This is a genomic window from Ramlibacter sp. MAHUQ-53 (genome assembly GCF_052600055.1).
Genome location: NZ_JBQWTS010000005.1, coordinates 25,388 through 46,500, shown reverse-complemented (window position 1 = coordinate 46,500; position 21,113 = coordinate 25,388). Strand labels below are relative to the sequence as shown.

The following is a 21,113-nucleotide window of genomic DNA, read 5'->3' as shown; positions in this document are numbered from 1 at the left end:
ATTTTAGCCGCCGACCCACCCGGCCGGGGTTCGTAACACCTGCGGACACAATCCGGGCATGACCGCCGAACGCACGCTCCTGATCAAGAATGCCCGTCATGTCTTCACCGCCGACGAGGCCGGCACCGAACTGAAGGACGCCTCCATCCGCGTGCGCGGCCACCGGATCGAGGCCATCGGCCCGGCCGCCGAGGTCGGCGACGGGGCCGACGAGGTGATCGACGCCCGCGCCCACCTGGTGGTGCCGGGCCTGGTCAACACCCACCACCACATGTACCAGAGCCTGACCCGCGCCATCCCCGCGGTGCAGGACGCCGAGCTGTTCTCCTGGCTGCAGGGTCTCTACCCGATCTGGGCCGGCCTGACGCCGGAGATGGTCGAGGTCTCGACCCAGGTCGCCATGGCCGAACTGCTGCTCTCGGGCTGCACCACCAGCAGCGACCACCTGTACATCTACCCCAATGGCGTGCGGCTGGACGACAGCATCCGCGCCGCGCAGGCCATCGGCATGCGCTTCACCGCCACCCGCGGCAGCATGAGCGTAGGCCGCAGCCAGGGCGGCCTGCCGCCGGACCGGGTGGTGGAGGACGAGGCCGCGATCCTGAAGGACAGCCAGCGCCTGATCGAGCAGTACCACGACGCCTCGCACGGCGCGATGGTGCAGGTGGCCCTGGCGCCGTGCTCGCCCTTCTCCGTGAGCCGCGACCTGATGCGCGAGACGGCGGCCCTGGCCCGCGCCCACGGCGTGCGCCTGCACACCCACCTGGCCGAGAACGACCACGACATCGCCTACAGCGCCGAGAAGTTCGGCTGCACGCCGGCGCAGTACGCCCAGGACCTGGGCTGGCTGGGCGACGACGTCTGGCATGCCCACTGCGTGAAGCTGGACGACGAGGGCATCTCGCTGTTCGCCGCCACCCGCACCGGCGTCGCCCACTGCCCCTGCAGCAACATGCGCCTGGCCAGCGGCATCGCGCCGGTGCGCCGCATGCTGGACGCCGGCGTGCCGGTGGGCCTGGGGGTGGATGGCAGCGCCAGCAACGACGCCGCGCACCTGGTCAACGAGGCGCGCCAGGCCATGCTGCTGGCGCGCGTCGGCCGGGCGCTGCAGCCGCCGGTGCAGCGCGAGGGCCGCACCTTCTTCGGCTGCGACCTCGGCCCCGCCGAGATGACGGCCCGCGATGCCCTGCGACTGGCCACGCGCGGCGGCGCGCAGGTGCTGGGGCGCACGGACATCGGCCGGCTCGCGCCGGGCCTGTGCGCCGACTTCGCCCTGTTCCGCCTGGACACGCTGGCCATGGCCGGCGGCGCAGTGCACGACCCGGTGGCCGCGCTGCTGCTCTGCGCCAGCCCGCAGGCCGACCACGTGGTGGTCCATGGCCGGCGGGTGGTGAAGGACGGGCGCCTGGCCACCGTGGACCTGGCGCCGCTGCTGGAGCGGCACAACCGGCTGGCCGTGGAACTGGCGCAGGCCGCGCGCTGAAGGCGGGCGGGCGGCCTCGCCCTCCGCGGTTTCCACGCCCGCCCCTCCCCGCGGGGAGCGGCCGGGGGGGGCGGTCAGGTGGCCCGCAGCACCTTCAGCATGTTGGTGCCGCCGGGGTTGCCCATGCGGTCACCGCAGGTGATCACGTAGATGTCGCCGCCGGTGACGATGCCGCGCTGCTTCAGGTGCCCCTCGGCCTCGGCCAGCGCGGTGTCGCGCTCGGCGCTCTGGTCCACCAGCAGCGGGCGCACGTTGCGATACAGCGCCATCTTGCGCTGCGTCGCCAGCTTGGGCGTGAGCGCGTAGATCGGGACGTGGATGCGGTGGCGCGACATCCACAGCGCGGTGGAGCCGGTGTCCGTGAGCGCCACGATGGCCTTGCAGCCCAGGTGGTGCGCGGTGAACAGCGCGCCCATGGCGATGGACTGGTCGATGCGGTGGAAATCCATGCCGCGGAAATCGGCATCGAGCTGCACGTCCTCGGCGCGCTCGGCCTCGGCGCAGATGTTGGCCATCTCGACGACCGTCTCCAGCGGGTACTTGCCGGCGGCGGTCTCGGCGCTGAGCATCACCGCGTCGGTGCCATCGAGCACGGCGTTCGCCACGTCGCTCACCTCGGCGCGGGTGGGCACCGGGTTGGTGATCATGGACTCCATCATCTGCGTGGCGGTGATCACCACCTTGTCATGCTCGCGGGCCAGCCGGATCATGCGTTTTTGCAGCGCCGGCACGGCGGCATTGCCCACCTCCACGGCGAGGTCGCCGCGGGCGACCATGATGCCGTCGCTGGCCTTGAGGATGGACTCCAGGTTCGGGATCGCCTCGGCCCGCTCGATCTTGGCGATCAGCCCCGGCTTGTGGCGGAATTCGGCGGCGGCCACGTTGCACAGCTGGCGCGCCATCTCCATGTCGGTGGCGTTCTTGGGGAAGCTCACCGCCACGTAGTCGGCTTGGAAGCTCATGGCGGTACGGATGTCCTCCATGTCCTTGGCCGTGAGCGCCGGCGCGGTGAGGCCGCCGCCCATCTTGTTGATGCCCTTGTTGTTGGACAGCTCGCCGCCGAGCTTGACGGTGGTGTGGACCTTGTCGCCGTCCACATGGTCGACGATCAGCACGATCAGGCCGTCGTTCAGCAGGAGGGTGTCGCCGGGCTTCACGTCGCGCGGCAGCTCCTTGTAGTCCAGGCCCACGCCGGCGAGGTCGCCGGGCTCGGTGCGCGAGGCGTCGAGCACGAATTTCATGCCCGGCTCGAGCAGGACCTTGCCCTCGGCGAACTTGCCCACGCGGATCTTGGGGCCCTGCAGGTCGGCCATGATGGCCACCTCGCGGCCGGCGCGGCGGGAGGCCTCGCGCACGAGGCGGGCCCGGTCGATGTGGTCCTGCGCCTTGCCGTGGCTGAAATTCAGGCGCACGACATTCACGCCGGCGCGGATCATCTGTTCGAGGAGTTGGGGGTCGCTGGAGGCGGGGCCGAGGGTGGCGACGATCTTGGTGGCTCTACGGGCCATGGTGGTTGTTTCCGGGGTTGAGGATTGTCTCTGCGCGGGCATTCTCACACGCGCGCCGTGGCGCCGGTTACAGCGCGGTTACCAGCGCGCTCCGGCGCCCCGGTTGATCCAGGTCATCGAATCTGTAAGTGGACGTGTTTACCATCCACGGGTTTACCCGTGTTTGCCAAGATTCCATGACTCCCCATCCGCAGCCGCTGCCTCCCGAAGCCCCCCTGCCGCATCGCAAGATCATCCGCGAGTGGCTCATCCCCCTGTCGCAACGCACCACGCTGCGCGCCTTCGTCCTGCTCGCGCTGGACTATGCGCTGTTCGCGGCGCTGCTGGCGGGCGTGATCGCCGTCGAGGCCTGGTGGGCCAAGGCCCTGCTGGGGCTGGCCGCCGGCTTCGTGATCGGCCGCCTGTTCATCATCGGCCATGACGCCTGCCACCAGAGCCTGACGCCGCACCGCCGCCTGAACAAGTGGCTGGGCCGCATCGCCTTCCTGCCCTCGCTCACGCCCTACAGCCTGTGGGATGCGGGGCACAACGTGGTGCACCACGGCTTCACCAACCTCAAGGGCGTGGACTTCGTCTGGGCCCCGGCCACCGCCGCCGAGTTCGCGGCCATGACGCCGGTGCAGCGCGCCCTGGACCGCGCCTACCGCAGCGGCTGGGCCCCGGGCCTGTACTACTTCATCGAGATCTGGTGGAAGAAGATGTTCTTCCCCTCGCGCAAGCAGATGCCTTCGCGCCGCCCGGTGTTCCTGTGGGACAACCTGCTGGTCTCCGTCGCCGGCCTGGTGTGGCTCGGCGGCCTGGTGGCCGCGGCTGCCGCGACCGGCCAGTCGATCGCGCTGCTGCTGGTCACCGGCTTCGTGCTGCCCTTCCTGTTCTGGTGCTCGATGATCGGCTTCGTCGTCTACGTCCACCACACGCACGTGAAGGTCTCCTGGCACGACGACCGCGCCGCCTGGCAGAAGGCCCAGCCCTTCGTGTCGACCACGGTGCACCTGACCTTCCCCTTCCGGATCGGCGCGCTGATGCACCACATCATGGAGCACACCGCCCACCACGTGGACATGAGCATCCCGCTGTACCGCCTGAAGCAGGCGCAGGACAAGCTCGAGGAACTGCTGCCGGGCCGCATCGTGGTCCAGCGCTTCTCCTGGCGCTGGTACTTCCAGACGGCGCGCGCCTGCAAGCTGTACGACTTCACCCGTCGCTGCTGGACCGACTACGCCGGGCGGGCGACGAGCCAGCCGGCGGCCTTGCCGGCCTGACCCGACGGAACGACAACGACAAAGGGGCCCGCGGGCCCCTTTGTCTTTGGTGCGGGGGCGATCAGCCCGCCGCGCGCTTCTCGAGGATCTCGAACGCCGGCAGGGTCTTGCCCTCCAGCACCTCGAGGAAGGCGCCGCCGCCGGTGGAGATGTAGCCCACGTCCTTCTCGATGCCGTACTTGGCGATGGCCGCCAGGGTGTCGCCGCCGCCGGCGATGCTGAAGGCGCTGGACTCGGCGATGGCGCGGGCGATGGTCTCGGTGCCCTTGGCGAAGGCGTCGAACTCGAACACGCCCACCGGGCCGTTCCAGACGATGGTGCCGCAGGCCTTGAGCTGCGCGGCCAGCCTGGCGGCGGTCTGCGGGCCGATGTCCAGGATCAGGTCGTCGTCGGCCACCTCGGTGGCCGCCTTGACGGTGGCCGGGGCGTCGGCGGCGAAGGCCTTGGCCACCACCACGTCGGTGGGGATCGGCACCTCGGCGCCGCGGGCCTTCATGGCCTCGATCACGGCCTTGGCCTCGGCGACCAGGTCGGCCTCGGCCAGCGACTTGCCGATCTTCAGGCCGGCGGCCAGCATGAAGGTGTTGGCGATGCCGCCGCCCACGATCAGCTGGTCCACGTTGGCGGACAGCGACTTCAGGATGGTCAGCTTGGTCGAGACCTTGGAGCCGGCCACGATGGCGGCCAGCGGGCGCTTCGGGTTGGCCAGGGCCTTGGAGATGGCGTCGATCTCGGCGGCCAGCAGCGGGCCGGCGCAGGCCACCTTGGCGAATTGGGCGATGCCGTAGGTGGAGGCCTCGGCGCGGTGCGCGGTGCCGAAGGCGTCGTGCACGAAGATGTCGCACAGGGCGGCCATCTTCTGGGCCAGCTCGGGGTTGTTCTTCTTCTCGCCCTTGTTCAGGCGGCAGTTTTCCAGCAGCACCACGGAGCCGGGCGCGACCTGCACGCCCTCGACCCAGTCGGACACCAGCGGCACCTCGCGGCCCAGGAGTTCGGCCATGCGCTTGGCGACGGGCGCCAGCGAGTCCTCGGGCTTGAACTCGCCCTCGGTGGGGCGGCCCAGGTGGGAGGTGACCATCACCGCCGCGCCGGCGTCCAGGGCCAGCTGGATGCAGGGGATGGAGGCGCGGATGCGGGTGTCCTCGGTGATGTTCCCGGCGTCGTCCTGGGGCACGTTCAGGTCGGCGCGGATGAAGACGCGTTGGCCGCGGGCCTTGCCCTGGGCGCACAGATCGGAGAAGCGGAGGATGTTCATGGTCGGTCCCTTGGAGAACCCGCCATTTTAGGAAACCCGGCTGACGCCCCGGGTCCGGAACCGTTACCAGCCCAGGCCGAGGTGCAGCGGCAGGTACACCGCCATGCCGGCGATGATGGTCAGGAGCGTGTCGCGGCGCCAGAAGAACACCGCCACCCCCACCGCGGCCCCGAAGATGCGGGCGTCCTGCCAGGTGGGCACCAGGTGGCCCTGGGCCATCACGACCTCGGGCAGCACCACGGCCGAGAGGGCGGCGATGGGCGCGTACTGCAGGCCGCGCTCGGCCCACTCGGGCAGCGACCAGTCGCGGCTGGAGATGAAGAAGAAGCCGCGCGCCACCACGGTCACCACGGCCAGGCCGAGGATGACCGCCATGGTCCAGAGGTCGGTCTGCCTCATGGGGCCTCCTGCTGCCGGACACGCTCCCGGCTTTCGAGCGTGAGGCAGACCAGCACCGCCACGCCGATCGCGGCGACGATGTTCAACTTGAGCGGCAACGCATAGGTGGCCACCGCGGTGATGCCGGCGACCGCCATCGCGATGACGCGCAGCCGGCTGGTCGCCAGCGACAGCTGGATGCCGATCAGGCACAGGATGCCGGCAAAGCCCAGGCCCCAGTGCGTGGGCACGAAGTTGGCCAGGGCGATGCCGGCCAGGCTGGGGAGCATCCAGGCGACCCAGTTCATGCCGGCATTGCCGGCCATGAAGGCCTCCTGGGCCAGGCGCTCCTGCGGGTCGTCGGCCGGGGGATGCGGGTAGCGCTTGGTGTGCAGCACATAGGTCATGTCCGTGGTCAGGTAGCCGGTGACCAGGCGCCGCAGCAGCGGCATGTGCATCATGTACGGGCGCAGGTGCAGGCTGAAGACCACGAAGCGCAGGTTCACGCAGAAGCCGGTGGCCAGGACCACCCAGGCCGGCGCGCCGGCCACCAGCAGCGGCAGGGAGGCCAGCTGCGAGCTGCCCGCGAAGACGAACAGCGCCATGGACAGCGCCTCCACCAGCGACAGGCCCGACTTGACCATGGCCACGCCGGTCATGAGCCCCCAGGCCGCGATGCCCGGCGCCTGCGGCGACATGCTGCGCAGGCCGGCCCGGAACTCCGGGTGCTCGCGCAGCGCCCGCTCCCAGAACATCAGGCGGCCTCGCCGAAACGCTGGCCCGCGGCCAGCGGGAAGCCGCGCAGGAAGTCGGCGACGCCCAGTCGCTTGCCGCCGGCGCGCTGCAGCTGGGTGAGGCGCAGCGCGCCCTCGCCGCAGGCCACGGTGATGCCGTCGGCCTCCACGGCCAGAACCGTGCCGGGCCGGCCCGCGCCCGCCGCGAGGGCGGCTCCCCAGATCTTGACGGCCTCGCCGCCCAGGTGGGTGGCGGCGCCGGGGAAGGGGTCGAAGGCGCGCACGCGGCGCTCGATCAACTCCGCCGGCAGCGACCAGTCGACCTGGGCCTCGGCCTTCTCGATCTTGTGCGCGTAGGTCACGCCCTCGGCGGGCTGGGGCACCGGGCGCAGGCCGCCGCGGGCGACCCGCTCCAGGGCCTCGACGATCATGCGCGCGCCCAGGTCGGCCACCTTGTCATGCAGGCTGCCGGTGGTGTCGCCGGCCGCGATCGGCAGGCGCTCGACGAGCAGCATGTCGCCGGTGTCCAGGCCGGCGTCCATCTGCATGATGGTCACGCCGGTCTCGGCGTCGCCGGCCTCGATGGCGCGGTGGATCGGCGCGGCGCCGCGCCACCGGGGCAGCAGCGAGGCATGGATGTTCAGGCAGCCGGCCCGCGGCAGGTCCAGCGTCCACTGCGGCAGGATCAGGCCGTAGGCGGCGACCACCATGACGTCGGGACGGGCCGCCTCCAGCGCGCCGCGGGCAGCGGCGGCGTCCTCGGGATACTTGCCGTCCAGGCGAAGGCTGAGGGGCTGCGAGACCGGGATGCCGTGGTCCACCGCGAACTGCTTGACCGGCGAGGCCTGCAGCTTCATGCCGCGCCCGGCCGGGCGGTCAGGCTGGGTGAGGACCAGGGGAATCTCGAAACCCGCAGCGTGCAGTCGCTCCAGCGCCAGGCGGGCGAACTCCGGGGTGCCGGCGAAGACGACGCGCACGGTGGTCAGAGCCGCACCGCCTCGCGGCGGGACTTGACCAGCTTGGTCTTGATGCGGTTGCGCTTGAGGGGCGAGAGGTACTCGACGAAGACCTTGCCCAAGAGGTGGTCCAGCTCGTGCTGGATGCACACCGCGGTCAGGCCCTCGGCCTCGATCACGCGCTCCTGGCCGTTCTCGTCGAGGGCGCGCACCTTCACGGCGATCGAGCGCTCGACGCCGTCGTAGATGCCGGGCACCGACAGGCAGCCCTCCTCGCCGACGCGCTTCTCGTCGCTGGCCCAGATGATCTCGGGGTTGATCAGCGCCATGGGCTGGTCGCGGTCCTCGGAGGTGTCGACGACGACGACGCGCTCATGCACGTCCACCTGGGTGGCCGCCAGGCCAATGCCGTTGGCGTCATACATGGTCTCGCGCATGTCGGCCACCAGCTGGCGGATGCGGTCGTCGACGGCCGCCACCGGCTTGGCGACGGTGTGCAGGCGGGGATCGGGATAGACGAGGATGGGGAGCAGGGCCATGGGATCGGGGCAGAACTGTCGCCATTTTCCCCCACTTTGAGAGCCATTGCCGCCCAAGGTGAGAACCAAACGTTGCCGTTGCCGGGGCTTGGGCGCAGAATCGGCCAAAGACCAAGAAGGGGAACACACCAATGAAGGCAACGATGCGCCCCGGCGCGATCGCGATCGCCCTGGTGGCTGCCTGCATGGCCCAGGCCGCGGCAGCCCAGAACTACCCGATCACAGGGGCCCAGCGGGCCACCGCGCAGCAGGTGGCGCAGGCGGGTGTCCCACTGTCCGAGCTGTCACCCAACGCCCCGGACCGCTACACCGTCCAGCGCGGCGACACGCTGTGGGACATCTCCGGGCTGTACCTGGTGCGGCCCTGGCGCTGGCCTGAGCTGTGGGGCATGAACCTGCAGACGATCCGCAACCCCCACCTGATCTACCCCGGCCAGGTGCTGGTCCTGGAAAAGCGCGACGGCCGCGCCTTCCTGCGGGCCGAGGGCGCCCCCGACGGCTCGCCGGTGCCCACCGTGCGCCTGTCGCCCCGGGTGCGCAGCCAGCCCCTGGGAGACACCGCGCTGCCCACGCTGAAGCCGCACCTGATCGAACCCTTCCTGGCCGAGCCCCTGGTCGTCGATGAGGAGACGCTGGCGCGCGCCCCGCGCCTGGTCGCCGCCACCGAGGGCCGCGTGCTGATCACCCGCGGCGACCGCGCCTACGCCCGCGGCCCCTCGGGCCAGCCCCTGGCCGAGCCCGCCACCGGGCCCCTGCCCGCCTTCCGCGTGTTCCGCAGCACCCGCGCCCTGGTCGACCCGGTCACCGGCGCGGTGCTGGGCCAGGAGGCCCAGTACCTCGGGCGCGCCGTGCTGGCGCGCGGCGAGGGCAGCCAGACCACCCGCACCGAGGGCCGCGACGCGCAGACCCTGCCGGTGCCCGCCACCCTGGACATCGTGGCCGCCCGCGAGGAAATGCGCACCGGCGACCGGCTGCTGCCCGAGCCGCCGACCCAGCTGGTGAACTACACCCCGCGCGCGCCGGAGAAACCCATCGAGGGCGGGGCCATCGTCTCCATGTACGGCAGCAGCGTGGGCATGGCCGGCCAGAACCAGGTCGTCGCCATCAACAAGGGCGCGGCCGACGGCATGGTCAGCGGCCATGTGCTGGCCATCCTCAAGCGCGGCGGCCAGGTGACCGACCGCACCGAGGGCCGCAAGGAGACCCTGCAGCTGCCGGACGAGCGCAACGGCCTGCTGATGGTGTTCCGCACCTTCGAGAAAGTCTCGTACGCCCTGATCCTGCAGACCAGCGACGGTGTGCGGGTGGGCGACCGCCTGGCCAACCCACGCTGAGCGCGTGGACGCCGGCGAGCTTTCCGGGTGGCTCCGGCTGGCGCTGGCGCCCCGCCTCGGTGGCACCGCCGCGCGCCGGCTGCTGGCCGCTTTCGGGCTGCCGCAGCAGGTGCTCGACGCCCCGGACGCCGAGCTCTCGCACCTGCTCTCGCCCGCGCAGCTCACCGCCCTGCGCGAACCCAGTGAGGCCCTCGACGCCCAGGCCACCGCCTGCGCCGCCTGGCTCGCGGCGGACCCGGCGCGCCGCCGCGTCCTGAGCCTGGCCGACGCCACCTACCCGCCCGCCCTGCTGCACACCGCGGACCCGCCCCTGCTGCTGTGGGTGGCCGGCGAGCAGCCCGACGCGCCCTGGCCCGAGGCCATCGCCGTGGTCGGCAGCCGCAACCCCACGCCGCAGGGCCAGGACCACGCCCGCCAGTTCGCGCGCAGCTTCGCGCAGGCGGGCTGGTGCGTGGTCTCGGGCCTGGCGCTGGGCATCGACGCGGCGGCCCACGAGGGCGCGCTCGAGGGCGCGGGCAGCGACCTGCCCTGCGCCACGATCGCGGTGGTGGGCACGGGCCTGGACCGCGTCTACCCCCGCGCCCACCTGGACCTCGCCCGCCGCATCGCGGCGCGCGGGCGCCTGGTGGGCGAGTACCCCCTGGGCACGCCGCCGCTGCCCGCCAACTTCCCGCGGCGCAACCGGCTCATCGCCGCCCTCTCGGGCGGCACGCTGGTGGTGGAAGCGGCCCTGCGTTCCGGCTCACTGGTGACGGCGCGCTGCGCCAGCGAGCAGGGCCGCGAGGTATTCGCCATCCCGGGCTCGATCCATTCACCGCTGTCGCGGGGCTGCCATGCCCTGATCCGGCAGGGCGCCACGCTGGTGGAGAACGCGCAGGACGTGCTCGGGGAGCTGGCGCCGCAACGCTGCGCGCCGGACCCGGTGGCCGCCGACCCGCACGAGCCGCCGGAGGACGGACTGCTCGAGGCCCTGGGCTTCGACCCGGCCTCGCTCGACGCGCTCACCGCGCGCACCGGGCTGCCCACCCCGCAACTGCAGGCGCGCCTGCTCGAACTCGAACTCCAGGGGGCGGTGGTGCGGCTCGCAGGCGGGCTGTTCCAGCGCGCGGCTGCAGCCTGAAAAGCCTTTTGCGCGAAGGCAACACCTGCGGCATTTCGCTCATGGCATCGGGCGCGGCGGGCCTTATAGTGGGGTCATGTTCGAAGTGCTGGTATTCGTCTACGAAAACTACTGGCGCGGCGACGCCTGTCCCGAGCTGGAGCAGCTCGGGCGCAAGCTCAGCGCCCATGGCTTCCAGGCCGAGGAGATCCATGACGCGCTGGTCTGGCTCGACGGCCTGAACTTCGCGGCCCAGGCCACCCGGCAGATGCTGCCCGAGGGCGCACGGCTCGCCTCGGACGACTGCTCCCCCGATCGCCAGTCCGCCCACAGCCTGCGTGTCTACTCGATCGCCGAGCAGGACCGCCTCGGCGCCGAGTGCCTGGGCTTCATCACCTTCCTCGAGTCCGCCGGCGTGCTGCCGGCCGCCATGCGCGAGATCGTCGTCGACCGCGCCATGGCCGCGGCCAGCCACCCGGTCTCGCTCGACGAGCTCAAGATCATCGTGCTGATGGTGTACTGGAGCTTCGGCACCGAGCCCGACGCCCTGGTGCTCGACGAGCTGTGCGACGACACCGCGGCGCGCCTGGCGCACTGAGCGGGCACACCATCGGCACGCCGGCGCGGCGCTCGGCACGCCGCCCCCAGCCCCCCTCGGGAGAGGCCCTCAGGCGGCCAGCAGCCGCTCCGGGTTGGCGTCCAGCTTGGCCAGCGCATCGCGCGTGGCGCGCACGGTGAGCGCCTCGTCCTCGTGCGGCACCAGCAGGCCGGCCTGCAGGTAGGCCGCCAGCCGCCCCACCTGCAGCAGCACGCAGCGGCCGCCCGGCGCAGTGAACAGGTGCAGCTGCCCGCCCTCGGAGCGCCAGGCGTACTGCACCGGCTCGACCTCGCCGTTGTGGTCCAGCCGGAACCAGGCGCCCGGCTGCAACTCACGCGCCCAGGCCATCATGGCGGCGCCGGGGCGCACGCCACCATCGGTGACGATCTCCACGCCCCGCGCTTCCTCGCCGAGCAGCTCGCCCAGGCTCTCCGCATCCAGGGGCAGGTCGGCCTCGAAGCCGGCGGCCAGGCTCTCGAGGTTGGTCAGGCAGTCCGCGATGGCCTCGATGCGCGCGGTGGGAATGGGCGCGGTGCGGGACTGGAAGGCATCGGCCAGGGTGTCGCTCAAGGTCTTGAGCTGGGCATCCTGCTCCGCGGCCGGCAGACCCAGCAGGGTCATGCCCTGGCGCAGGCGCTGCAGGAGTTGCGGCAGGCCCTGGATCACCTGGGCGCGCTCCGCCCGGTTGGGCTTGGCGCCCGCGGCCCAGACCAGCTCGGCAGCGGATTTCTTGAGAGCGATGGTGTCGGGATGCTGGGCCCCGTGGCGCACGGCGGCGACCGCCATCACCTCGGCCCAGACCTTGAAGAGGAATTCACGGATGCCCGCCGGCACCGGCATGTCGTCGAGCATGCGGCGCAGCTCGATCGTGTAGCGCACCGCCATGGTCTCCTTCTGCTCGACCTGCTGGGCCACGGTGACCACGCGGCGCGTGGCGGGGGCCTGGTCGGTGAGGTAGCGCGAGAGGAATTTCTGGAACTCCTCGTGCGCCATCAGGAAGACCTTGCGGCCGGTCTCGGGGTACTGCTCGACCAGCTGGACGATGCGGCGGATCTCGGCCTCCATCTCGCTGCCGTCGATGGTGGCGCCGTCGAAGCCGAGCACGCAGGCGCCCATGCGGTCGATCAGCAGGCGCGCGGGGTGCTGCAGGCTCTCGAAGAAATCGGGTTCGGCCAGAGCCACGCGCAGCACCGGCATCTGCAGGCGCGCGAACCAAACCCGCACCGCGGGCGGGATGCGCTCCTCGGCCAGGATGCTCTGGAACATCAGCGCGACGACCTCGATCAGCGCCTTCTCGGTGGACGAGCCGGCCTGGCGCTTGAGTTCGCCGCTCTGCTCGCGCAGCGCCTGGGCGATGCGGGCGACGGCACGGTCGTCGAAGGCATCCGGATCGGCGAGCAGGGTGCTGCCCACCGGGCCGAGGGCCACCGACAGGGCCGGCGAGGGCACGACGGGCTGACCGGGGTCGAAGTCGGCGACACGCTCGCCGATCAGCCGGCGCATGCGTCCGAGCAGGCCCTGGGCCCGGCTGCGCACGCGGGCCAGGGGCGACTCCACGCCGGCTGCGAGACGGCTGTCGGGCGGTACCTGGCCCCAGGCCGACGCGGCCCCCGGCCCGGCCTCGCCGGTGCCCGTGGGCGTGCCGCGGCCGCTCCCGCCGCCGAAGCCGAGCCCCCCGCCCGTGCTCAGGCCCATGCCGCTGGCACCACCGCCGCCGCCGGAAGCGCCCGAGCCGCCCGGCAAGCCACCGGGCCCGGTGCCCGGCGCCCCGGGCGGGCGCGCAGCGGCGTCGGGACTGCGGCGGACACGGCGGCCCGCCCCGATGTCCGGGAGCACACCCGCGTCGATGAGCGATTGGTTGGCCCGCTGCCAGGCCCGGGACACGACCGGCCCGAGCTGCTGCTGGAAGAAGTCGCCCGCCAGCAGCCAGGTGCGGCGCGGCAGGCCCGAGGCCATCCAGGACTCGACCAGGTGCTGGGCCAGGCCTTCGGGGCGGATGACGTCGCTGGCCGGCAGCTCGACGCCCTCGACCTGCTGCATGCGGCGCAGCAGGTCATTGAAATCCCAGCCACCCGCCTCCTGCAGGGACATGGCCAGGCGCGAAGCGATGATCTTGCGCTCGACCTCGTCGTGGTCGAGCAGGGAGAGGTCGCCCCCCGCGGCGGGCGGCGCGGCGCCCGCCAAGCCGGCCGCACCCCGGCGCCAGGCCAGCCGCGTCGCGGCCGCCCAGCTCGCGCGCAGCCGCTCGTACTCGAGCATCGCGTCGCGCCGCTCGTGCGCTTCCCGGGTGCTGGTGCTGCGGTCCACCTGCTCGAGCAGGCGGGTGGCCAGGGCCAGCGAGAGCGGCTCCAGGCAGGCCTCGAGCTCGGCCACGAACTGCTCCCGCACCCTGCGCGCCAGGGTGCCGGGTGCGTTGGGCGTGGTGAGCGTCAAGCGAGGCCCTCCGGACTCAGACGGTGGCGCCGGCGTTGGGGTCGTTCGGGTCGCCGTCCTTGCGGGGGGGCGCCTTGACCAGGTCCTCGCGCTTGACGCCCAGCCACATGGCGATGGCGGCGGCGACGAACACCGAGGAGTAGATGCCGAACAGGATGCCGATGGTCAGGGCCAGGGCGAAGTAGTAGAGGGTGGCGCCGCCGAACAGCAGCATCGACAGCACCATGATCTGCGTGCTGCCGTGGGTGATGATGGTGCGGCTGATGGTGGAGGTGATCGCGTTGTCGATGATCTCCACCGTGTCCATCTTGCGGAAGCGGCGGAAGTTCTCGCGGATGCGGTCGAAGATCACCACCGACTCGTTGACCGAGTAGCCCAGGATGGCCAGCACCGCCGCCAGCACGGCCAGCGAGAACTCCCACTGGAAGTAGGCGAAGAAGCCCAGGATGATGACCACGTCGTGCAGGTTGGCGATGATGGCCGCGACCGCGAACTTCCACTCGAAACGGATCGCCAGGTAGATCACGATGCCGGCGATCACCACGGCCAGGGCCTTGAGGCCGTCGGCCGCAAGCTCCTCGCCCACGGAGGGGCCGACGAACTCGGTGCGCTTGAGGTTGACGGCCGGGTCCTGGGCCTTGAGGGCCGCCAGCACCTTCTCGCTCTGTTGCGCGGAACTCACACCTTTCTGGGCCGGCAGCCGGATCATGACGTCGCGGGCGGTGCCGAAGTTCTGCACCTGGACATCGGTGAAGCCCAGGCCGGCGACGACCTGGCGGATGCGCTCGACCTCGGCCGGCTTGTCGTAGGTGACCTGCATCACCGTGCCGCCGGTGAACTCCACCGAGAGGTGAAGGCCGCGCGTGGCCAGGAAGAAGACGGCCAGCGCGAAGGTGACGAACGAGATGATGTTGAACACCACCGCGTGCCGCATGAAGGGGATGTCGCGGCGGATCTTGAAGAATTCCATTTTCTTACAGGCTCTCGGGCTTGTTTATAGCGCTGCCGGCTTCAGGACGCCAGACGGTGCCGATCGAGACGGACTTGAGTTTCTTGCGCCGGCCGTACCAGAGGTTGACCAGGCCGCGCGAGAAGAAGACCGCCGAGAACATGGAGGTCAGGATGCCGATGCAGTGCACCACCGCGAAGCCGCGCACCGGGCCGGAGCCGAAGGCCAGCAGGGCGACGCCGGCGATCAGCGTGGTGATGTTGGAGTCCAGGATGGTGGCCCAGGCGCGGTCGTAGCCGGCGTGGATCGCCGCCTGCGGCGAGGCGCCGTTGCGCAGCTCCTCGCGCACCCGCTCGTTGATCAGGACGTTCGAGTCGATGGCCATGCCCAGCGCCAGCGCCATGGCGGCCATGCCGGGCAGGGTCAGGGTGGCCTGCAGCATCGACAGGATGGCCACCAGCAGCAGCAGGTTCACCGCCAGCGCGATGCTGGAGAACACGCCGAACAGCATGTAGTAGACCGTCATGAAGGCGCAGATCACGACGAAGCCCCAGGCCACGCTGTGGAAGCCCTTGGCGATGTTCTCGGCGCCCAGGGTGGGGCCGATGGTCAGCTCCTCGATGATCTCCATGGGCGCGGCCAGCGAACCGGCGCGCAGCAGCAGGGCCAGGTCGTTGGCCTCGGCAACGGTCATGGAGCCGGAGATCTGGAAGCGGTTGCCCAGCTCGCCCTGGATCACCGGGGCGGTCAGCACCTCGCCCTTGCCCTTCTCGAAGAGCAGGATGGCCATGCGCTTCTTCAGGTTCTCGCGGCTGGTGTCGCGCATGATGCGGCCGCCCTTGGCGTCGACGGTGAGGTCGACCTTGGGCTGCTGGCTCTGCGAGTCGAAGCCGGGCTGGGCGTCGGTCAGGCTGTCGCCGGTCAGGATGACCTGCTTCTTGACGATGACCGCACGGCCGTCACGCTCCAGGTAGCGCTCGGAGCCGAAGGGCACCGGGCCGGTGCCGAGCTCGGCGGCGCGGGCCTCGGAGGAGTCGTCGACCAGGCGCATCTCCAGGGTGGCGGTGCGGCCCAGGATGTCCTTGGCCTTGGCCGTGTCCTGCACGCCGGGCAGCTGGACCACGATGCGGTCCAGGCCCTGCTGCTGGATCACCGGCTCGGCCACGCCGAGCTCGTTGATCCGGTTGTGCAGGGTCATGATGTTCTGCTTGAGCGCCTGCTCCTGCACCTTGCGGGCGGCCTCGGGCTTGAGCGAGGCCGCCAGGCGGTACTCGGTGCCGTCCGGGCCGGCGGTGACGGCCAGGTCGGGGAACTGGTCGGCCACCAGCTTGAGGGCCTGCTGCAGGGTGGCGGCCTCACGGAAGCGCACCTCGATGGCCTGGCCATTGCGGTTGATGCCGGCGTGGCGGATGTTGGCCTCGCGCAGCTGGGTGCGCAGGTCACCCGCAAAGGCCTCGGCCTTCTTGGTCAGCGCCGCGGGCATGTCCACCTGCAGCATGAAGTGCACGCCGCCGCGCAGGTCCAGGCCCAGGTACATGGGCGCGGCATGCAGCGCCGACAGCCAGCGCGGCGAGGCCGAGATCAGGTTGAGGGCGACGACGTAGGCCGGGTCGGCCGGGTCGGGGTTGAGGGCGCGCTGCAGCGCGTCCTTCACCTTGAGCTGGGCGTCGGTGCTGTCCACGCGCACCCGCACGGAACTGGCGTCGAGGGTGAGGGCCTGCGGCGCCAGGCCGGCGGCGGCCAGGGCCTGCTCCACCCGGGCCTGGGTGGTGGCGTCCACCTTCACGGTGGCCTTGCCGGCCGAGACCTGCACAGCGGGCGCCTCGCCGAAGAAATTGGGCAGGGTGTAGAGGGCGCCCACCAGCAACGCGACCAGGAGGATCGCGTACTTCCAGACCGGGTAACGGTTCATGACGACGGTTCGTGCGGGAAGAACGGGGAGAAGGGACGGGACAGCGGCCGTGATTACTTCAGGGTGCCCTTGGGCAGCACCTGCACGATGGCGCTGCGCTGGACCTGCACCTCGACGCCGCTGGCCACTTCCAGGCCGACATAGGTGTCGCCGATCTTGCTGATGCGGCCCACCAGGCCGCCGGCGGTGGTGATCTCGTCACCCTTGGCCAGGGCCTCGAGCATGGCCTTGTGCTCCTTCTGGCGCTTCATCTGGGGGCGGATCATGATGAAGTACAGGACCACGAACATGAGCAGCAGCGGCAGCATGCTCATGAAGGAGGAGGACATGTCGCCACCGGCGGCGGCGGGGGCGGTCTGGGCAAAGGCGGAGGAAATGAACACGGAGGCTCCTCGGAATCGTTGGGTCTTGACGTGGAAAACCGCCCGCGCCGGCGCCATCGCGCCGCCGCGAGGCGGAATCGAGGAATTGTAGGCGCTGGGCCGCGGGCGCGTGGCGTGCGGGCCTCAGGCGGCCAGGCGGCCCTCGGCCGGCCGGCCGCGCCAGCGCGCCATCAGGGCCTCCCACTGCGGGCGGGCCGCGGCGAGGTGGCGCTCCTTCACATGGCCGAAGCCGCGGATCTGCTCCGGCACCCGGGCGATCTCCACGGCCAGCGCATGGTTGCCGGCCGAGAGGCCGGCCAGCAGTTCCTCGACGCAGGCGCGGTACTCGGCGATCAGCGCGCGCTCGGTGCGGCGCTCCCCGGTGCGGCCGAAGACATCCAGCGCCGTCCCGCGCAGGAAGCGCAGGCGCGCCAGCAGGCGGAAGGCCAGGCCCATGGCCGGGCCGTACTTGCGCTTGACCAGCTCGCCACGCTCGTTGCGGCGGGCCAGCAGCGGCGGGGCCAGGTGGTAGTGGACCTTGAAGTCGCCCTCGAACTGGCTGGCGATCTTCTCGGCGAAGCCGGCCTGCGTGTGCAGGCGGGCGACCTCGTACTCGTCCTTGTACGCCATCAGCTTGAACAGGTAGCGCGCCACGGCCTCGGCCAGGGCGGTCTTGCCCAGGCCGGCCTCGGCGGCGCGGACCTTCTCGACGAAGTCACGGTACTGCTGCGCGTAGGCGGCGTCCTGGTAGGCCGTGAGGAACTCGACGCGCCGGGCGACCAGGCTGTCCAGCGTCTCGCGCTTGTGCAGCTCGACCACCTGGGCGGGCGAGACCAGGCGCTCCACCGCGGCCGGGTCGTGGGCGGCCCGGCGGCCCCAGTTGAAGGCGGTCTTGTTGGCGTCGACGGCCACGCCATTGAGCTCGATGGCGCGCATCAGCGCCTCGAGGCCCACCGGCACCCAGCCCTTCTGCCATGCATAGCCGAGGAGCATGGGATTGGCATAGAGGCTGTCGCCCATCAGGCGGGTGGCGGCGCGCTCGACATTGAAGGCGCCGACCGCGCCGGCGCCGACGGCCCGCGCGATCTCCCCGGCGCAGGCATCCTCGGGGTTGACCCAGTTGGCGTCGCGCACGAAGGCGGCAGTGGGCGTGCTGTGGGCGTTGAGGGCGACGCGGGTGCGGCCCTCGCGCATGCGCAGCACCGTCTCCTTGCCGGCGGCGACGATGGGGTCGCAGCCGATGACCAGATCCGCCCCGGCCATGCTCACGCGGGTGGTGCGGATCGCGGCGTCGGACTCGCCGATCAGCACGTGGCTCCAGGTGGCGCCGCCCTTCTGGGCCAGGCCCGCCGCGTCCTGCGTGACGATGCCCTTGCCTTCCAGGTGCGCGCCCATGCCCAGGAGCTGGCCGATGGTGATGACCCCGGTGCCGCCGACGCCGGCCACCACGATGCCGAAGGCCTGGCCGGGCACCAGCGCGGGCACGGCCGGGTCGGGCAGCTCGCCGAGGTCGGCCGGCGAGGGCCGGCGGTCGCGGGCCTGCTTCTTCAGCTGGCCGCCCTCGACGGTGACGAAGCTGGGGCAGAAGCCCTTGAGGCAGCTCATGTCCTTGTTGCAGCTGCTCTGGTTGATGGTGCGCTTGCGGCCGAAGGGCGTCTCCAGCGGCTCCACCGACAGGCAGTTGGACTGCACGCCGCAGTCGCCGCAGCCCTCGCAGACCAGGTCGTTGATCACCACGCGCACGGCCGGGTCGACCATCGTGCCGCGCTTGCGGCGGCGGCGCTTTTCGGTGGCGCAGGTCTGGTCGTAGACGATGACGCTGGTGCCGGGGATCTCGCGGAACTCGCGCTGCAGGCGGTCGAGCTCGTCGCGGTGGAACACCTCCACGCCATCGGGCAGCCGGGCCAGGGTGTACTTCTCGGGCTGGTCGGAGACGATCACCAGGCGGCTCACGCCCTCGGCGGTGAGGCTGCCCACGATCTGCAGCACCGAGTGGCCCTCGGGCCGCTCGCCGACCTGCTGGCCGCCGGTCATGGCCACCGCGTCGTTGTACAGGAGCTTGTAGGTGATGTTCACGCCCGCGGCGATGGCCTGGCGGATGGCCAGCAGGCCGCTGTGGAAGTAGGTGCCGTCGCCGAGGTTGGCGAACACGTGCTTCTCGTGGGTGAAGGGCTGCTGCCCGACCCAGGGCACGCCCTCGCCCCCCATCTGGGTGAAGCCCAGGGTGTTGCGGTCCATCCAGGTGGCCATGTAATGGCAGCCGATGCCGGCCATGGCGCGCGAGCCCTCGGGGACCTTCGTCGACGTGTTGTGCGGGCAGCCCGAGCAGAACCACGGCACGCGGTCGGCCTTGACCTCGAGCACCTGCATCGCGCGCTCCTTGGCCTCGAGCAGCGCCAGCTGGGCGTCGAGGCGGGCGGCGGTGTCGCTGTCCACGCCGATCTTCTTGAGGCGGCGCGCGATGGCGCGGGCGATGATGGCCGGCGACAGGTCGGCATTGGCGCGCAGCAGGGTATGGGCCGAGGGGTTGGGCATGGACCACTCGCCGCCGGTGAAGTCGCCCTCGGGCTCGTCGAACTTGCCCAGCACGTTGGGGCGCACGTCGGGCCGCCAGTTGTACAGCTCCTCCTTGATCTGGTACTCGATGACCTGGCGCTTCTCCTCGACGACGAGGATCTCGCGCAGCCCGGTGGCGAACTCGCGCGTGCCCTGCGCCTCCAGCGGCCAGACCACGCCCACCTTGTGCAGGCGCAGGCCGATGCGCTGGCAGGTGGCGTCGTCGAGGCCGAGGTCGGCCAGGGCCTGGCGGGTGTCGTTGTAGGCCTTGCCGCTGGCGATGATGCCGAAGCGGTCGTTGGGGCCCTCGATGACGTTGTGGTTCAGGCGGTTGGCGCGGATGTAGGCCAGCGCGGCGTACCACTTGAAGTCGAACAGGCGCTGCTCCTGGTCCAGCGGCGCGTCGGGCCAGCGGATGTGGACGCCGCCCGGGGGCATGGCGAAGTCCTCGGGCAGGATGATCTGCACGCGCTCGGCGTCGATCTGCGCCGCGGCGCTGGACTCCACGATCTCCTGGATGGTCTTCATCCCCGACCAGACGCCGGCATAGCGGCTCAGGGCGAAGGCATGGATGCCCAGGTCCAGGATCTCCTGCACCGAGGCCGGGAAGAACACCGGCAGGCCGCAGGCCTTGAAGATGTGGTCGCTCTGGTGGGCGGCGGTGGAGCTCTTGGCGACATGGTCGTCGCCGGCCACCGCGATCACGCCGCCCCAGGGCGTGGTGCCGGCCATGTTGGCGTGCTTGAAGACGTCGGAGCAGCGGTCCACGCCCGGGCCCTTGCCGTACCAGATGCCGAAGACGCCGTCGAAGCGGTTGGCGCCCGCGGGCGCAAAGCCCAGTTGCTGCGTGCCCCACAGCGCGGTGGCGGCGAGCTCCTCGTTCACGCCCGGCTGGAAGACGATGTTCTGCGACTGCAGGAACTTCTTGGCCTTCCACAGCGCCTGGTCGTAGCTGCCCAGGGGGGAGCCGCGGTAGCCGCTGATGAAGCCGGCGGTGTTCTTGCCTGCCAGGGCGTCGCGCTGGCGCTGGAGCATGGGCAACTTGACCAGGGCCTGCACGCCGCTCATGAAGGCGCGGCCGTAGTCCAGCGAGTACTTGTCGTCCAGGGTGACCGTCTCGAGCGCTTTGCGGATGTGCTCAGGCAGGGGCGCGTTCATGGTTTCTTGTCTCCGTAGTGGAGGGCAGTGTATGCCGCAACACTCGATAAGTCTTTGCTTTTGATGCTCAAACCTCTGTAGGATAGGAAAGGATATTGCTCAAAACACGGAAAAATGGAAACGCTCGACAAATTCGACCTGCGCATCCTGCAAGAGCTGCAGGCCGATGCGCGGCTGACCAACGCCGAACTGGCGCAGCGGGTGGGGCTGTCGGCGGCGCCGTGCTGGCGACGGGTGCGGGCACTGGAGGAAGCGGGTTACATCAAGGGCTACCACGCCGAGATCGACCGGCACCGCATCGGCCTGGGGGTGCTGGCCTTCGTGCGGGTGGACGCCGAGCGCACCACCGGCGAAGGCACCCGCCAGATGGAGGCGGCGATCCGCAAGATTCCCGAAATCGTGTCCTGCCACTACATCAGCGGCACCGGCACCTTCGAGCTGCAGGTGGTGGCGCGCGACCTCGACAGCTTCTCCCGCTTCCTGCGCGAGGTCCTGATCAATCTGCCCAACGTGAAGGACCTCCACACCAGCTTCTCGCTGGGGGAGGTCAAGGCCAGCAGCGCGTGGCCGCTGGACCACCTGCGGCCGGCCTGAGGC

General features: G+C 71.0%; 17 protein-coding genes. 6 read left to right on the top strand and 11 right to left on the bottom strand.

Going from position 1 to position 21,113, the window contains the following annotated elements; all coding sequences use genetic code 11:
* Positions 1-58 precede the first annotated feature (58 nt).
* Complete coding sequence (locus ACT80S_RS09055; protein ID WP_377415303.1) at positions 59-1,483, top strand: 8-oxoguanine deaminase; 1,425 nt, start codon at positions 59-61, stop codon at positions 1,481-1,483.
* 74 nt (positions 1,484-1,557) lie between these two features.
* On the opposite strand, the gene pyk is transcribed toward ACT80S_RS09055, so the two are convergent.
* A complete protein-coding gene (gene pyk, locus ACT80S_RS09050; RefSeq protein ID WP_377415302.1) occupies positions 1,558-2,991 on the bottom strand; it encodes a pyruvate kinase in 1,434 nt (477 codons plus the stop codon).
* A 176-nt stretch (positions 2,992-3,167) separates the two neighbouring features.
* Here pyk and ACT80S_RS09045 point away from each other — a divergent pair, with 176 nt between their 5' ends.
* Positions 3,168-4,253: a fatty acid desaturase gene (locus ACT80S_RS09045; protein WP_377415301.1), complete on the top strand. Its 1,086-nt coding sequence runs from the start codon at positions 3,168-3,170 to the stop codon at positions 4,251-4,253.
* Between the two features lie 61 nt (positions 4,254-4,314).
* Here the strand turns inward: ACT80S_RS09045 and ACT80S_RS09040 are convergent, their stop codons facing one another.
* The 5 genes from ACT80S_RS09040 to def form a co-directional block, all read right to left on the bottom strand.
* Positions 4,315-5,508 (bottom strand): phosphoglycerate kinase, encoded by a 1,194-nt coding sequence (locus ACT80S_RS09040; RefSeq protein ID WP_377415300.1) that lies wholly within the window; start codon positions 5,506-5,508, stop codon positions 4,315-4,317.
* 63 nt (positions 5,509-5,571) lie between these two features.
* The gene (locus ACT80S_RS09035; RefSeq protein ID WP_377415299.1) at positions 5,572-5,907 is read right to left on the bottom strand and encodes an AzlD domain-containing protein; all 336 of its coding nucleotides are present in this window, start codon (positions 5,905-5,907) and stop codon (positions 5,572-5,574) included.
* A complete protein-coding gene (locus tag ACT80S_RS09030; protein WP_377415298.1) occupies positions 5,904-6,641 on the bottom strand; it encodes an AzlC family ABC transporter permease in 738 nt (245 codons plus the stop codon). The genes ACT80S_RS09035 and ACT80S_RS09030 overlap by 4 nt, the downstream gene beginning before the upstream one ends.
* The gene (gene fmt, locus ACT80S_RS09025) at positions 6,641-7,597 is read right to left on the bottom strand and encodes a methionyl-tRNA formyltransferase (protein ID WP_377415297.1); all 957 of its coding nucleotides are present in this window, start codon (positions 7,595-7,597) and stop codon (positions 6,641-6,643) included. Before fmt ends, ACT80S_RS09030 begins: the two co-directional genes overlap by 1 nt.
* 5 nt (positions 7,598-7,602) lie before the next feature.
* Positions 7,603-8,115: a peptide deformylase gene (def, locus tag ACT80S_RS09020; RefSeq protein ID WP_377415296.1), complete on the bottom strand. Its 513-nt coding sequence runs from the start codon at positions 8,113-8,115 to the stop codon at positions 7,603-7,605.
* Positions 8,116-8,246: 131 nt separating this feature from the next.
* Here def and ACT80S_RS09015 point away from each other — a divergent pair, with 131 nt between their 5' ends.
* The 3 genes from ACT80S_RS09015 (at position 8,247) to ACT80S_RS09005 (ending at position 11,146) form a co-directional block, all read left to right on the top strand.
* Positions 8,247-9,449 carry a LysM peptidoglycan-binding domain-containing protein gene (locus ACT80S_RS09015; protein WP_377415295.1) on the top strand — a complete coding sequence of 401 codons (1,203 nt, stop codon included), beginning with the start codon at positions 8,247-8,249 and terminating at the stop codon, positions 9,447-9,449.
* 4 nt (positions 9,450-9,453) lie between these two features.
* On the top strand, positions 9,454-10,569 hold the full coding sequence (gene dprA, locus ACT80S_RS09010) for a DNA-processing protein DprA (protein WP_377415294.1): 1,116 nt from the start codon (positions 9,454-9,456) through the stop codon (positions 10,567-10,569).
* A gap of 76 nt (positions 10,570-10,645) precedes the next feature.
* Positions 10,646-11,146, top strand: coding sequence for a DUF494 family protein (locus tag ACT80S_RS09005; protein ID WP_377415293.1), 501 nt, complete (start codon positions 10,646-10,648; stop codon positions 11,144-11,146).
* A gap of 69 nt (positions 11,147-11,215) precedes the next feature.
* Here ACT80S_RS09005 and ACT80S_RS09000 read toward each other — a convergent pair whose 3' ends face one another.
* The 5 genes from ACT80S_RS09000 to ACT80S_RS08980 form a co-directional block, all read right to left on the bottom strand.
* Complete coding sequence (locus tag ACT80S_RS09000; RefSeq protein ID WP_377415292.1) at positions 11,216-13,579, bottom strand: DUF1631 family protein; 2,364 nt, start codon at positions 13,577-13,579, stop codon at positions 11,216-11,218.
* 16 nt (positions 13,580-13,595) lie between these two features.
* Positions 13,596-14,549 (bottom strand): protein translocase subunit SecF, encoded by a 954-nt coding sequence (secF, locus tag ACT80S_RS08995; RefSeq protein WP_377415291.1) that lies wholly within the window; start codon positions 14,547-14,549, stop codon positions 13,596-13,598.
* 4 nt (positions 14,550-14,553) lie between these two features.
* A complete protein-coding gene (gene secD, locus ACT80S_RS08990) occupies positions 14,554-16,440 on the bottom strand; it encodes a protein translocase subunit SecD (protein WP_377415290.1) in 1,887 nt (628 codons plus the stop codon).
* Between the two features lie 53 nt (positions 16,441-16,493).
* Positions 16,494-16,823 (bottom strand): preprotein translocase subunit YajC, encoded by a 330-nt coding sequence (yajC, locus tag ACT80S_RS08985; protein ID WP_377415289.1) that lies wholly within the window; start codon positions 16,821-16,823, stop codon positions 16,494-16,496.
* Between the two features lie 123 nt (positions 16,824-16,946).
* Positions 16,947-20,516: an indolepyruvate ferredoxin oxidoreductase family protein gene (locus ACT80S_RS08980; RefSeq protein ID WP_377415288.1), complete on the bottom strand. Its 3,570-nt coding sequence runs from the start codon at positions 20,514-20,516 to the stop codon at positions 16,947-16,949.
* A 114-nt stretch (positions 20,517-20,630) separates the two neighbouring features.
* Between ACT80S_RS08980 and ACT80S_RS08975 the strand changes: the two genes are divergently transcribed.
* Entirely contained in the window at positions 20,631-21,110 is a 480-nt protein-coding gene (locus ACT80S_RS08975) for an Lrp/AsnC family transcriptional regulator (RefSeq protein WP_377415287.1), read from the top strand.
* Positions 21,111-21,113: the final 3 nt, after the last annotated feature.

What these genes read in the sequence shown, in the direction of transcription:
- secD (WP_377415290.1), bottom strand. Translation starts at nt 16,440, where the DNA reads ATGAACCGTTACCCGGTCTGGAAGTACGCGATCCTCCTGGTCGCGTTG.
- ACT80S_RS09015 (WP_377415295.1), top strand. Translation starts at nt 8,247, where the DNA reads ATGAAGGCAACGATGCGCCCCGGCGCGATCGCGATCGCCCTGGTGGCT.
- pyk (WP_377415302.1), bottom strand. Translation starts at nt 2,991, where the DNA reads ATGGCCCGTAGAGCCACCAAGATCGTCGCCACCCTCGGCCCCGCCTCC.
- def (WP_377415296.1), bottom strand. Translation starts at nt 8,115, where the DNA reads ATGGCCCTGCTCCCCATCCTCGTCTATCCCGATCCCCGCCTGCACACC.
- ACT80S_RS09035 (WP_377415299.1), bottom strand. Translation starts at nt 5,907, where the DNA reads ATGAGGCAGACCGACCTCTGGACCATGGCGGTCATCCTCGGCCTGGCC.
- ACT80S_RS09040 (WP_377415300.1), bottom strand. Translation starts at nt 5,508, where the DNA reads ATGAACATCCTCCGCTTCTCCGATCTGTGCGCCCAGGGCAAGGCCCGC.
- ACT80S_RS09055 (WP_377415303.1), top strand. Translation starts at nt 59, where the DNA reads ATGACCGCCGAACGCACGCTCCTGATCAAGAATGCCCGTCATGTCTTC.
- ACT80S_RS09045 (WP_377415301.1), top strand. Translation starts at nt 3,168, where the DNA reads ATGACTCCCCATCCGCAGCCGCTGCCTCCCGAAGCCCCCCTGCCGCAT.
- secF (WP_377415291.1), bottom strand. Translation starts at nt 14,549, where the DNA reads ATGGAATTCTTCAAGATCCGCCGCGACATCCCCTTCATGCGGCACGCG.
- ACT80S_RS08975 (WP_377415287.1), top strand. Translation starts at nt 20,631, where the DNA reads ATGGAAACGCTCGACAAATTCGACCTGCGCATCCTGCAAGAGCTGCAG.
- ACT80S_RS09005 (WP_377415293.1), top strand. Translation starts at nt 10,646, where the DNA reads ATGTTCGAAGTGCTGGTATTCGTCTACGAAAACTACTGGCGCGGCGAC.
- ACT80S_RS09030 (WP_377415298.1), bottom strand. Translation starts at nt 6,641, where the DNA reads ATGTTCTGGGAGCGGGCGCTGCGCGAGCACCCGGAGTTCCGGGCCGGC.
- ACT80S_RS08980 (WP_377415288.1), bottom strand. Translation starts at nt 20,516, where the DNA reads ATGAACGCGCCCCTGCCTGAGCACATCCGCAAAGCGCTCGAGACGGTC.